General features: G+C 52.7%; 13 protein-coding genes. 12 read left to right on the top strand and 1 reads right to left on the bottom strand.

Features of this window, described 5'->3' with window-relative positions:
- Positions 1 to 2 precede the first annotated feature (2 nt).
- From truA to hisP, 12 genes are all read left to right on the top strand, one after another.
- Positions 3 to 833 (top strand): tRNA pseudouridine(38-40) synthase TruA, encoded by an 831-nt coding sequence (truA, locus tag J1782_RS21650; RefSeq protein WP_208950889.1) that lies wholly within the window; start codon positions 3 to 5, stop codon positions 831 to 833.
- Between the two features lie 59 nt (positions 834 to 892).
- Positions 893 to 1,561, top strand: a complete 669-nt coding sequence (locus J1782_RS21645; RefSeq protein ID WP_152324395.1) for a DedA family protein — start codon at positions 893 to 895, stop codon at positions 1,559 to 1,561.
- A gap of 262 nt (positions 1,562 to 1,823) precedes the next feature.
- Positions 1,824 to 2,741 carry an acetyl-CoA carboxylase, carboxyltransferase subunit beta gene (gene accD / locus J1782_RS21640; protein WP_152324394.1) on the top strand — a complete coding sequence of 306 codons (918 nt, stop codon included), beginning with the start codon at positions 1,824 to 1,826 and terminating at the stop codon, positions 2,739 to 2,741.
- Positions 2,742 to 2,912: 171 nt separating this feature from the next.
- The gene (gene folC, locus J1782_RS21635) at positions 2,913 to 4,199 is read left to right on the top strand and encodes a bifunctional tetrahydrofolate synthase/dihydrofolate synthase (RefSeq protein ID WP_152324393.1); all 1,287 of its coding nucleotides are present in this window, start codon (positions 2,913 to 2,915) and stop codon (positions 4,197 to 4,199) included.
- A complete protein-coding gene (gene dedD, locus J1782_RS21630; protein ID WP_152324392.1) occupies positions 4,189 to 4,995 on the top strand; it encodes a cell division protein DedD in 807 nt (268 codons plus the stop codon). Before folC ends, dedD begins: the two co-directional genes overlap by 11 nt.
- A gap of 271 nt (positions 4,996 to 5,266) precedes the next feature.
- Positions 5,267 to 5,758 (top strand): colicin V production protein, encoded by a 492-nt coding sequence (cvpA, locus tag J1782_RS21625; protein WP_104921249.1) that lies wholly within the window; start codon positions 5,267 to 5,269, stop codon positions 5,756 to 5,758.
- A gap of 30 nt (positions 5,759 to 5,788) precedes the next feature.
- A complete protein-coding gene (purF, locus tag J1782_RS21620; protein ID WP_152324391.1) occupies positions 5,789 to 7,306 on the top strand; it encodes an amidophosphoribosyltransferase in 1,518 nt (505 codons plus the stop codon).
- A gap of 129 nt (positions 7,307 to 7,435) precedes the next feature.
- On the top strand, positions 7,436 to 8,008 hold the full coding sequence (locus J1782_RS21615) for a UbiX family flavin prenyltransferase (RefSeq protein ID WP_152324390.1): 573 nt from the start codon (positions 7,436 to 7,438) through the stop codon (positions 8,006 to 8,008).
- A gap of 322 nt (positions 8,009 to 8,330) precedes the next feature.
- On the top strand, positions 8,331 to 9,113 hold the full coding sequence (gene argT, locus J1782_RS21610; protein WP_101076128.1) for a lysine/arginine/ornithine ABC transporter substrate-binding protein ArgT: 783 nt from the start codon (positions 8,331 to 8,333) through the stop codon (positions 9,111 to 9,113).
- Positions 9,114 to 9,218: 105 nt separating this feature from the next.
- Positions 9,219 to 9,905 carry a histidine ABC transporter permease HisQ gene (locus J1782_RS21605; protein ID WP_152324389.1) on the top strand — a complete coding sequence of 229 codons (687 nt, stop codon included), beginning with the start codon at positions 9,219 to 9,221 and terminating at the stop codon, positions 9,903 to 9,905.
- Positions 9,902 to 10,618 carry an ABC transporter permease gene (locus tag J1782_RS21600; RefSeq protein WP_217153882.1) on the top strand — a complete coding sequence of 239 codons (717 nt, stop codon included), beginning with the start codon at positions 9,902 to 9,904 and terminating at the stop codon, positions 10,616 to 10,618. Before J1782_RS21605 ends, J1782_RS21600 begins: the two co-directional genes overlap by 4 nt.
- Before the next feature lie 29 nt (positions 10,619 to 10,647).
- On the top strand, positions 10,648 to 11,421 hold the full coding sequence (hisP, locus tag J1782_RS21595; protein WP_152324387.1) for a histidine ABC transporter ATP-binding protein HisP: 774 nt from the start codon (positions 10,648 to 10,650) through the stop codon (positions 11,419 to 11,421).
- 72 nt (positions 11,422 to 11,493) lie between these two features.
- On the opposite strand, the gene pepT is transcribed toward hisP, so the two are convergent.
- The gene (pepT, locus tag J1782_RS21590; RefSeq protein WP_217153881.1) at positions 11,494 to 12,726 is read right to left on the bottom strand and encodes a peptidase T; all 1,233 of its coding nucleotides are present in this window, start codon (positions 12,724 to 12,726) and stop codon (positions 11,494 to 11,496) included.
- Positions 12,727 to 12,736 lie beyond the last annotated feature (10 nt).

Genomic DNA, 12,736 nt, shown 5'->3' with positions numbered 1-12,736 from the left:
TAATGTCCGATGATGTAATTGCTGACGTCGCGGCTCCGGTTGTTGCGGGTCGCGTAGCGTTAGGCATTGAGTACAACGGCAGTGAATATTATGGCTGGCAGAGACAGCAGGGCGCGGCGAGCGTCCAGGAATGTCTGGAAAAAGCCCTGAGCCGCGTGGCGGATGCGTCAATTGTGGTGCTCTGCGCCGGGCGTACCGACGCGGGTGTCAGTGCCACCGGGCAGGTGGTGCATTTCGATACGCCGGTTTTGCGCAAAGATGCCGCATGGACGATGGGCGTCAATACCCATCTGCCGAAAGATATTGCCGTGCGCTGGTGTGCCAGTGTTCCTGAAGATTTTCATGCACGCTTCAGCGCCACGGCACGCCGTTATCGCTACGTAATTTACAATAATCGCTACCGTTCGGCGATTTTGCATACCGGTGTGACGCACGTCCACATGCCGCTTGATGTGGAAAAAATGCAACTCGCCGGGCAGGCATTGCTCGGGGAAAACGATTTTACGTCGTTCCGTGCGTCCCAGTGCCAGTCGCGCACGCCCTGGCGTTATGTGATGCATCTGAATGTCAGCCGCCACGGTAATTATGTGGTGGTCGATATCAAGGCGAACGCCTTTGTACATCATATGGTGAGAAATATTGTTGGCAGCCTGGTCGAAATCGGTGCAGGAAATCAGCCGGTAGGCTGGATGGCAGAATTGCTGGCAGCGAAAGATCGCAATCTGGCTGCGGCGACCGGAAAACCGGAAGGGTTGTATCTGGTATCTGTTGATTATCCTGAGAAATTTGCATTACCTCAGGTCAATATGGGCCCCTTGTTCCTGGAAGATTAGGGAACAGTACACGTGATTTTTACGCCACGTTTTTAAGAATACATGGGACGGTAAATCAAATGAGTTTTATCCACTTTATTATTGATTTTATTCTTCATATTGATGTGCATTTAGCGGAGCTGGTTGCGCAGTATGGCATCTGGGTTTACGGGATTTTGTTCCTGATCCTGTTTTGTGAAACGGGTCTGGTGGTGACGCCGTTTTTACCGGGCGACTCGCTGCTGTTTGTGGCTGGCGCGCTGGCGGCATTGCCGGGTAATGACATTAACGTACATGTGATGGTGTTGCTGATGGCAATTGCGGCGATCCTCGGCGATGCGGTGAACTACACTATCGGACGGGTGTTTGGTGAGCGGCTGTTCAGCAATCCGGATTCGAAAATTTTCCGTCGCAGTTATTTAGACAAAACGCACAAGTTTTACGAGAAACATGGCGGCAAAACGATTATTCTTGCGCGCTTCGTGCCAATCGTCCGGACTTTTGCGCCGTTTGTAGCGGGTATGGGGCATATGTCCTACCGACACTTTGCGGCCTATAACGTGATTGGTGCGCTGATTTGGGTGCTGCTGTTTACCTACGCGGGCTACCTGTTTGGCGATCTGCCAATTGTTCAGGAAAATCTGAAATTACTGATTGTTGCCATCATCGTGGTTTCTATTCTGCCGGGTGTGGTAGAAGTCTGGCGGCACAAACGCGCAGCGGCGAAAGAAAAGCGTCAGCAGGATTAATCTGCGGCGATTTTTTGCGCAAGCGCTTTAAAATTTAAGACATTAAACCAGAGGGTGGACCAGTTTTTTATCCACAGTGTCTGGCCGTTATGGTTTAATGAGCGACAATTTATGGTCTGTTCCTGCGAACAACCCTTCTGCAATGCGGTGTGTGAGGTTTTTTGACACTCCGTGCGCAGGCGTATTTGGGTAGGTTTCAGGGGACTTGTTACAGCATGAACAGCGGACTGGCTTCGGCCGGGTTCAAACAGAAAGGTTATCGATGAGCTGGATTGAACGAATTCTTAGTAAGAGCACTGACTCGCAAACCCGTAAGGCAAGTATTCCTGAGGGCGTCTGGACTAAATGTGACAGCTGCGGGCAGGTTCTTTACCGCGCCGAGCTTGAGCGCAACCTCATGGTTTGCCCTAAGTGTGACCACCATATGCGTCTTACCGCGCGTATGCGTCTGTCCACTTTCATGGACGAGGGTAGTGAGGTTGAATTAGGCAGCGAGCTTGAGCCTAAAGATGTTCTGAAGTTTAAAGATTCCAAAAAATACAAAGATCGTCTGGTTGCTGCACAGAAAGAAACCAACGAAAAAGACGCCCTGATCGTCATGAAAGGCACGCTGTTCGGTATGCCAATCGTGGTAGCTTCTTTTGAATTTGCCTTCATGGGCGGTTCAATGGCGTCGGTGGTGGGGGCTCGCTTTGTGCGTGCCGTTGAACAGGCGATGGAAGATAACTGCCCGCTGGTATGCTTCTCTGCCAGTGGCGGTGCGCGCATGCAGGAAGCGCTGATGTCGCTGATGCAGATGGCGAAAACCAGCGCCGCATTGGCGAAATTGCAGGAACGCGGTCTGCCGTACATTTCTGTACTGACTGATCCGACCATGGGTGGCGTTTCTGCCAGCCTGGCAATGCTGGGTGATATCAACGTCGCTGAGCCGAAAGCGCTGATCGGTTTCGCCGGTCCACGTGTTATCGAGCAAACAGTTCGTGAAAAGCTGCCGCCGGGCTTCCAGCGCAGTGAATTCCTGATTGAGAAAGGCGCGATTGATATGATCGTGCGTCGTCCGGACATGCGCGCCAAACTCGGCAGCGTTCTGGCGAAACTGACCGGGCACCCGGAGCCGAATGTGGTTGACGTCCATGTTCCTGTCAACGGTTCTGCCGCTGACCATCATCAGGATGCCTGATCGGACGAGGTAAAAGCCGGTCAGTTTTCGGGCGGTAACCTGTTTTATGCCGCCCGGCACCTCCTGGCTGTGCTTTTACTCTTCGTCAGTTCTGACAAAGAGGGCATTGCCTGCTATCACAGTCTGGTGATGTAGTGTCGAAGTGAACCTAACTCAGGTTGAACGGGACTCATGCAAAATCAACTTATCCCTCAAGCCACGTCGCCTTTGGCCACGTGGCTTTATTATCTTGAAAACCTCCATTCTCAGGCTATCGAGCTTGGCCTTGACCGGGTCAAAGCGGTGGCGACAAAACTTGATTTGCTGACACCTGCGCCGCGCGTCTTTACCGTCGCAGGAACCAACGGCAAAGGCACTACCTGTGCGACGCTGGAAGCCATTCTGATGGCCGCGGGTTACCGTGTGGGCGTTTACAGTTCCCCGCACCTTGTCCGCTATACCGAGCGCGTCCGTATTCAGGGCGCAGAGTTGCCTGAGTCTGCGCACTGCGCCTCTTTTGCGCTGCTGGAAGCCGGGCGGGGCGATATTTCCCTGACCTATTTCGAGTACGGCACGCTGTCGGCGTTACAGCTGTTCAAACAGGCGAAGCTGGATATTGTTATCCTCGAAGTCGGGCTGGGCGGGCGTCTGGATGCGACCAATATCGTTGATGCGGACGTATCGGTCGTCACCAGCATCGCGCTGGATCATACTGACTGGCTGGGCTCAGATCGCGAGAGCATTGGCCGCGAGAAAGCCGGTATTTTCCGTTCAGGCAAACCAGCCGTAGTCGGTGAGCCGGATATGCCGCTATCTATTGCCAATGTGGCAAAAGAGAAACATGCAGATTTATACCGCCGGGGTGAGAGCTGGAATTTCGCGGCAAACGCCGGAAACTGGCGCTGGGCGGCTTTGCAGGATGGCGAAGAAGTCACCATACTGGACGGATTGCCGCTGCCGAATGTTCCGCTGCCGAATGCCGCGACTGCACTGGCCGCGTTGCATTATTCGGCGCTGGATATTCCTGAAGAGGCGTTACGCAGCGGCTTACAGCGTGCTGCGCTGCCGGGGCGTTTCCAGACGGTCAGTGAATCGCCACGCCTGATCCTTGACGTCGCGCACAACCCGCACGCCGCGGCTTATCTGGCCGGACGCCTGGCTGAACAGCCGCGCCATGGCGGGAAAGTGCGTGCGGTGGTGGGAATGTTGAAAGACAAAGATATTGCCGGTACGCTGGCTTGTCTTTCGCCTCAGGTGGATGAATGGTATTGCGCACCGCTGGAAGGGCCACGTGGCGCCAGCGTTGAAGAACTGGCCTCGCACCTGCATCAGGCGCGCCGGTTTGATGATGTGGAGTCTGCCTGGAGACAGGCTATGCAGGAGGCGGCTCCTCAGGATATTGTGATTGTCTGCGGTTCGTTCCACACCGTAGCTCACGTAATGGATGCTATCGACACGGGGAAAACCAGTGGCAAGTAAGTTTCAAAATCGTCTGGTCGGGACGGTCATTCTGGTGGCGCTGGGCGTTATCATTTTGCCCGGTTTACTCGACGGCAAGAAAAAGCATTATGAAGACGAATTTGCGTCTATTCCATTGGTGCCAAAACCGGGTGATGTTGAGGAACAGGATTCTGTACCGCCTGTCACGCAGTCATTGCCCGCTCAGCCGCCGGAAGGCGCAAATCAGGCTATGAACGGTGCGCAGGACATCGACAGTGCGGCAACCAATACCAATGCCGCAAATCATGGCAACGTAGCGCCGGGGAATACGACGGTCGAAGCACCGCCGGTCACGACGCTGCCTGAGCAGAGGAAACCGGTGCAAACGGCGCCAGCAAAACCTGTTCAGCAGAAGCCAAAAACGATTGAACCTAAACCGCTGGCGGAAGCCAAACCGGTGGTGAAACCAAAACCGGTCGAACAGCCGAAGCCGGTCGAGCAACCGAAGGTCGTCGCTGAACAGCCGAAACCGGTTGAACAACCGAAAGCCGTGGAACAGCCTAAGCCTGCGCCGGAAGAAAAAGCGCCGGCGGGTCAGTCTTATGTTGTGCAGCTCGGCGCATTGAAAAATGCGGCGAAAGCGACCGAGATTGTTGCGACTCTGCGGCTTTCCGGGTTCCGTGCTTATTCTGTTCCGGCGACGCCGGTGCAGGGACAAATCACGCGGCTTTATGTGGGCCCGGATGCGTCAAAACAAAAACTGGAAGCTTCACTCCCTCAGCTGCAACAGCTCAGCGGGTTAGGCGGACAGGTGCGCGCTTATTCGGCGCACTAATCTTGCGGTTCCCCGTGAGAGCGGGGAAGCCGGAAGGCACTAAAAACACAAAAAATACCAGGGAGGGCACAAGCGATTTGTGCCCTTTTTCTATAAGATCGCCGGGTTGGGATTTTATAGGTTTATGCTGCGGTTGAGGTTTTTTTAATCGCTATTATTAATTTGTCTGACCGGCTGATTTCCGCTACGCAAACGTTTTCTTTTTCTGTTAGAATTCGCAGCGATTTGGATGCCGGGGTAGACGCGACTGGATTAGACACTGGAATTGTTAATGGTCTGGATTGATTACGTCATCATTGCGGTTATCGGATTTTCTGCTTTAGTCAGTTTAATCCGTGGCTTTGTTCGCGAGGCTTTATCACTGGTTACCTGGGCTTGCGCCTTCTTTGTTGCCAGTCATTATTACCCGTATCTCGCCATCTACTTCACGCGTTTCGAAGATGAGTTAGTTCGAAACGGGATCGCAATTGCCATCTTGTTCATCGCGACGTTGATCGTAGGTGCAATTGTCAACTATGTGATCAGTTCACTGGTTGAAAAAACCGGGTTGTCCGGCACTGACAGGGTGTTAGGTGTGTGCTTCGGCGCACTGCGCGGCGTACTTATCGTCTCCGCGATGCTGTTCTTCCTGGATACCTTCACCAGTTTTTCGCAAAGTGACGACTGGAAACAATCCCAGTTGATCCCACAGTTCAGTTATATCATCAGGTGGTTCTTTGACTACCTGCAGAGCACGTCGAGTTTCTTGCCAAAACATATTTAGTTCTGGCAGCGCTGAAGAGGAAAAGACAACATGTGCGGTATTGTCGGTATCGCCGGTTTCATGCCGGTAAACCAGTCGATTTATGACGCGTTAACGGTGCTACAACACCGTGGGCAGGATGCTGCTGGCATCACCACCATCGATGCCAATAACAATTTCCGTTTACGGAAAGCCAATGGCCTGGTGAAAGATGTTTTTGAAGCCCGCCATATGCAACGCTTACAAGGCAACATGGGTATCGGCCATGTTCGCTATCCAACGGCTGGCAGTTCCAGTGCCTCAGAAGCTCAACCTTTCTACGTCAACTCTCCGTTCGGCATCACACTCGCCCACAACGGTAACCTGACCAATGCTCACGAATTAAGAAGCAACCTGTTCGAAGGCCAGCGCCGTCATGTGAACACGACTTCCGATTCTGAAATCCTGCTCAATATCCTGGCGAGTGAACTGGACCGTTTCCAGCATTACCCGCTGGAAGCCGACAACATTTTCGCCGCTGTGGCTGCCGTGAACCTGAAAATTCGTGGTGCTTATGCCTGCGTGGCGATGATCATCGGCCATGGTATGCTGGCGTTCCGCGACCCGCACGGTATCCGTCCGCTGGTTATCGGTAAACGTACGCTGGAAGATGGCCGCAACGAGTATATGGTCGCATCTGAAAGCGTAGCGCTTGATACGCTGGGCTTCGAGTTCCTGCGTGACGTCGCGCCGGGCGAAGCGGTGTACATCACCGAGAAAGGCCAGCTGTTTACCCGCATGTGTGCTGAGAATCCTCAGTACAACCCGTGCCTGTTCGAGTATGTGTATTTCGCGCGTCCGGACTCCTTCATCGACAAAATTTCCGTCTACAGCGCCCGTGTCCGTATGGGTGAAAAGCTGGGCGCAAAAATTGCCCGTGAATGGGAAGATCTGGATATCGATGTGGTCATTCCGATCCCGGAAACCTCCTGCGATATCGCGCTGGAAATCGCGCGTATTCTGGATAAACCGTACCGTCAGGGTTTTGTGAAAAACCGCTATGTAGGCCGTACCTTTATCATGCCGGGCCAGCAGGAACGCCGTAAATCTGTACGTCGTAAACTGAACGCTAACCGCGCTGAGTTCCGTGATAAAAACGTGCTGCTGGTCGATGACTCCATCGTGCGCGGCACCACCTCTCAGCAAATTGTTGAGATGGCGCGTGAAGCCGGTGCACGACGTGTTTATCTGGCCTCTGCGGCGCCGGAAATTCGTTTCCCGAACGTTTACGGCATCGATATGCCAAGCGCAAATGAACTGATTGCCCATGGTCGCGAAGTCAGCGAAATCAACCAGATCATTGGTGCCGATGCGTTAATCTTCCAGGACCTGAGCGACCTTATCGCCGCAGTGAAAGAAGACAATACCGACATCGAGAAATTCGAATGTTCCGTGTTCGACGGTGTATACGTCACCAAAGATGTTGACCAGAACTATCTGGAATACCTCGAAGCGCTGCGCAACGACGACGCTCAGGCGTTGCGTGGTCAGCAGGAAGCGGAAAACCTTGAGATGCACAACGAAGGCTGATTAGCCGGTTGCTGACATCCGCTTAAACGCGCTCCTCCGGTGAACTCCGGGCGGGCGCGTTTTTTTATGTCTGAATTTATGTCAGTATTGGCGGCATCAGGTCCGGTAACATTTTCTAAGGCAGTGTTCATGAAACGACTTATTGTCGGTATTTCCGGCGCCAGCGGCGCAATTTATGGTGTCAGGCTTTTGCAGGTTTTGCAGAGCGTGCCGGATATTGAAACCCATCTGGTGATGAGCAATGCCGCCCGCCAGACGCTGACGCTGGAAACGGATCTGACACTGCGCGATGTTCAGGCGCTGGCCGACGTCGTGCATGATTCCCGCGATATCGCCGCCAGTATCTCCTCCGGCTCATTTAAAACCACGGGCATGGTGATTTTGCCTTGTTCGGTCAAAACCCTTTCCGGCATTGTGAACAGTTATACCGACGGTTTACTGACGCGCGCGGCGGATGTTGTGCTCAAGGAAAGGCGACGCCTTGTACTTTGCGTGCGTGAAACCCCGCTGCATCTGGGGCATTTACGGCTGATGACGCAGGCCGCCGAGCTGGGCGCGATTATTATGCCGCCGGTTCCGGCGTTTTATCACCGGCCGGCAACCGTGGAAGATATTATCGATCAGACCGTCAACCGGGTGATCGACCAGTTTGATATCGAGCTTCCGCAAGACTTATTTGTTCGATGGCAGGGCAGTCACTAAACTTTCTCACCGCGTTACGCACCTCTTTTGCGCAATACCGTTACATTGCACCAACAATGATCACAATTTGATTCATTAAGGTGCAGTGTTCAAGGGCGCTTCAGCTATTCTTCCTTCAGACCTTTGAAAACTTTCATTATCCCGATGCTTTTTTGAACGGTTTTCGTTCTTCATGAGATGAAAATGACCTTACGGAGAAACGGCACGGAACGTGCATGAGAAAACCTGGCAAAAAGCCATTTGCGCCGTTCAGCAAACTATAAAAAGACGTTCATTCACGCACACACAACCACAACAGATGAATAATCACTGAGGCTAATGTATGAAAAAGTTGTTCAAGGTTCTTCCGCTGGTTCTGGTCTTAGCCAGTGCAGGTAGTGCATTTGCTGCCGCGCCTAAAGCAATTAATATCGGTACTGATCCGACTTACGCCCCATTTGAATCAAAAGACTCCAGCGGCAAGCTGGTAGGTTTTGATATCGACCTGGCTAACGAGATGTGTAAACGCGCAGCCATCAAATGTACTTACGTTGAAAGTGACTTTGATGCGCTGATCCCTTCTCTGAAAGCGAAGAAAATTGATGCGATTATCTCTTCACTGTCGATCACTGAAAAACGTCAGCAGGAAATTGATTTCACGGAAAAACTGTACGCGGCTAACGCCCGTCTGATCGCGCCAAAAGGTTCTAAAATTCTGCCAACGCTGGACGCGCTGAAAGGCAAAAACGTCGGTGTTCTGCAAGGTTCTACTCAGGAAGCCTATGCCAACGCAATGTGGCAGCCAAAAGGCATCAACGTGGTGGCTTACCAGAACCAGGATCTGATCTACGCTGATCTGGCCTCAGGTCGTCTGGATGTGGCTTTCCAGGATGAAGTGGCAGGCAGCGAAGGCTTCCTGAAACAGGCTGCCGGTAAAGATTACGCGTTCGCGGGTCCTTCCGTGAAAGACGATAAATTCTTCGGTGTGGGCACAGGCATGGGTCTGCGTAAGAACGAAACCGATTTGCAGGCTGCGCTAAACAAAGCATTCGACAGCATGCGTAAAGACGGTACTTACGACAAACTGGCCAAAAAATACTTCGATTTTGACGTTTACGGCGGCTGATTTGCGCTGTGAGATGTGCCAAAGGGAGCGGTTCGCCGCTCCCTGCGGTTCTGACGCAGGGTTAGCGTAACCTGCGCCGGGATCCACTGAAGACAGGACAAATACATGCTGTATGGGTATTCCCAGGTAATTATCCAGGGCACATTGGTGACACTGGAGCTGGCGATTTCGTCAGTGATTTTAGCGTTGGTGATCGGGCTTATCGGGGCTGGCGGGAAACTGTCAAAAAGCCGGGTTATTTCGGGTATTTTTGGTTGTTACACCACGCTTATTCGCGGCGTCCCTGACCTGGTTTTAATGTTGCTTATTTTCTACGGATTGCAGATTGCGCTTAACAGCCTGACTGAATCCTTAGGTTTTTCTCAGATTGATATCGATCCTATGAGCGCGGGTATTATTACCCTGGGTTTTATTTACGGCGCTTATTTTACCGAGACGTTCCGCGGTGCTTTTATGGCGGTTCCCCGCGGTCAGATTGAAGCCGCGACGGCGTTTGGTTTCAGCGGCTCGCAGATTTTTCGTCGTATTTTATTCCCGGCCATGATGCGTTTTGCGCTGCCCGGCATTGCCAACAACTGGCAGGTTATATTGAAAGCCACCGCGCTGGTGTCCCTGCTTGGCCTGAATGACGTGGTGAAAGCGACGCAGCTGGCAGGCAAAGGCACGTATCAGCCTTTCTACTTCGCGATTGTCGCGGGTGTGGTTTATCTGATTTTCACCACGCTGTCGAACGGCGTGCTGGTCTGGCTTGATCGCCGTTATTCGCTGGGTGTGAAGAGGGCGGACCTATGATCGAAATTTTACAACAATACGGCATGTCCTTGCTGTACAGCGACGGTTACCGTTTTACCGGACTGGCGATTACGCTGTGGCTGTTAATAAGCTCCGTCGTGATGGGCGGATTACTGGCGGTGCCGATGGCGGTTGGCTGCGTTTCCTCCAACAAATTCCTGCGCTATCCAATCTGGCTTTATACCTACGTTTTTCGCGGTACACCGCTTTACGTGCAGCTGCTGGTGTTTTACTCCGGCATGTACAGCCTGGAAATTGTGCGTGGCACAGACTTCCTCAATGCTTTCTTCCGCAGCGGGCTGAACTGTACGATTTTGGCGCTGACGCTCAATACCTGCGCGTACACCACCGAGATTTTTGCCGGCGCGATCCGCTCCGTTCCGCACGGTGAAATTGAAGCGGCTAATGCGTACGGTTTCTCACGCTTTAAACTGTATACCTGCATTATTTTGCCGTCGGCTCTGCGCACCGCGCTGCCTGCGTACAGTAATGAAGTGATTCTGATGCTGCATTCCACCGCGCTGGCCTTTACCGCCACGGTGCCGGATGTGCTGAAAATCGCCCGTGATATTAACTCCGCGACCTATCAGCCTTTTTACGCATTCGGGATTGCGGCGGTGATTTATCTTTGTGTTTCTTTTGTCCTGATTGGTCTGTTCCGCAAGGCGGAAAAACGCTGGCTGGCGCACGTGAAGCCTCAGTCAAGCCACTGATAAAAATAACCATTGCGGATATAAATATTATGCCAGAAAACAAATTAGCGGTTCTCGACTTACACAAACGCTACGGTGACCACGAAGTGCTGAAAGGTGTGTCTTTGTCTGCAAATGCGGGCGATGTCATCAGCATTATCGGTTCGTCCGGTTCCGGAAAAAGTACCTTTTTGCGCTGCATTAACTTCCTGGAAAAACCGAGCGAAGGTTCGATCAGCGTCAATAATCAGGATATCCGTATGGTGCGCGACACCGACGGGCAACTGAAAGTTTTCGACAAAAAACAGCTGCAACTGCTGCGCACTAAACTGACGATGGTCTTCCAGCATTTCAATTTGTGGAGCCACATGACGGTGCTGGAAAACGTGATGGAAGCGCCGGTTCAGGTGCTGGGATTAAGCAAAGCCGAAGCGCGCGAACGTGCGGTGAAATACCTCGATAAAGTGGGCATCGATGCCCGTGCGCAGGGGAAATATCCGGTAAACTTGTCAGGCGGACAGCAACAGCGCGTGTCTATCGCGCGTGCACTGGCGATGGAACCGGAAGTGCTGCTGTTCGATGAACCGACGTCAGCACTTGACCCTGAACTGGTAGGCGAAGTCTTGCGCATCATGCAAAAACTGGCGGAAGAGGGGAAAACCATGGTGGTGGTCACACACGAAATGGAATTTGCCCGTCACGTTTCCAGCCATGTGATTTTCCTGCATCAGGGCGTTATCGAAGAGCAGGGTGATCCTGATGAAGTCTTTGGCAACCCGAAAAGTGCCCGTCTGCAACAGTTCCTTTCAGGTGCATTGAAGTGATATCCGTGCTCCTTCCCCTCTTACGAGGGGAAGGCTGGGATGGCGTGTGGGTTTTTCTCAACTAAAGCAGGATCAGCCTTTCGCAGCCAGCAGGCAAAGCTGTACGGTCAGTTCATAGGATTTCACAAACGAATTCACCGGCAGGAACTCATATTTCGAGTGGAAATTATGCGCGCCGGTGAAGTAGTTTGGCGTCAGCAAACCTTTCGCTGACAGCGCTGCGCCGTCGGTACCGCCGCGCATCGGGATCACTTTCGGCTCAACGCCAATCTCTTTAAGACCCGCAAAAATCAAATCAATCGCACGACGGTCTTCGCCGATGGCGCTGCTGATATTGCTGTAGGTATCGCTGATTTCAACTGACACTTTTGCCGCCGGATATTGCGCGGCAATGTCTTTCGCGACGTCGTGAATTTTCTGCTTACGTGCAGCAAAACTGGCGCTGTCAAAATCGCGGATTGACGCGTTCAGCTTAGCCCCTTGCTGCGAGGCGCTCATGCCGTTAAACCACACATAACCTTCGCGGCCTTCGGTATTTTCCGGCGTCTCAGCGCGGTCGAAATGACTGATGAAGTCCTGTGCCATCAGCAGCGGATTCACCAGCACGCCTTTGGCTGACATCGGATGCGCGGTGACGCCGGTAAAGGTAATTTCAGCGGCAGCAGCGTTGAAGTTTTCGTATACCACTTCGCCAAGCTCGCAGCAGTCTATGGTGTAGGCGAAATCCACGTCAAAACGGGCGAGATCCAGCGCTTTTGCGCCGCGCAGGCCGATTTCTTCATCAGGGACAAACGCTACCACGATATCGCCGTATTCCTGCTCTGCGCCGAGGTTTTCCAGCAGCGTCATCACCACGGTGACGGCCGCTTTATTGTCCGCGCCGAGTACGCTGGTGCCATCACTGAAAATAATCTCCTCGCCCAGATACGGTAAAATCTCAGGCCTTTCCGCAGGTCGCAGCCAGATATCCTGTTCTTTATTGAGACACAAATCATCGCCGGTGAAACGCAGTGTTTGCGGGTGAATGTCAGGGCGCAGGCCGACATCCACGGTATCAATATGCGTAATAAAACCGATGCGCGGGCCACCTTTTTTCGTGCCCGGTTTGACGGCAGTAACGGTCGCGTGTTGGTCAATCTGAATGTTTTCCAGACCGAGCTGGTGCAGCTCATCGGCCAGTAAACGCGCCATATCATGTTGCCCCGGCGTACTCGGCAGCGTAGTCGCACTGGCATCACTTTGTGACGTCACGGAGAGATAGCGGTAGAAACGTTCGGTAAGCTGTTTTGCGATTTGTGTCGACATCTTGACCTCT

This window comes from Rahnella sp. BCC 1045, assembly GCF_019049615.1.
In the GTDB taxonomy this organism is placed as follows: domain Bacteria; phylum Pseudomonadota; class Gammaproteobacteria; order Enterobacterales; family Enterobacteriaceae; genus Rahnella; species Rahnella contaminans.
This window is presented reverse-complemented; position numbering and strand designations above follow the sequence as displayed.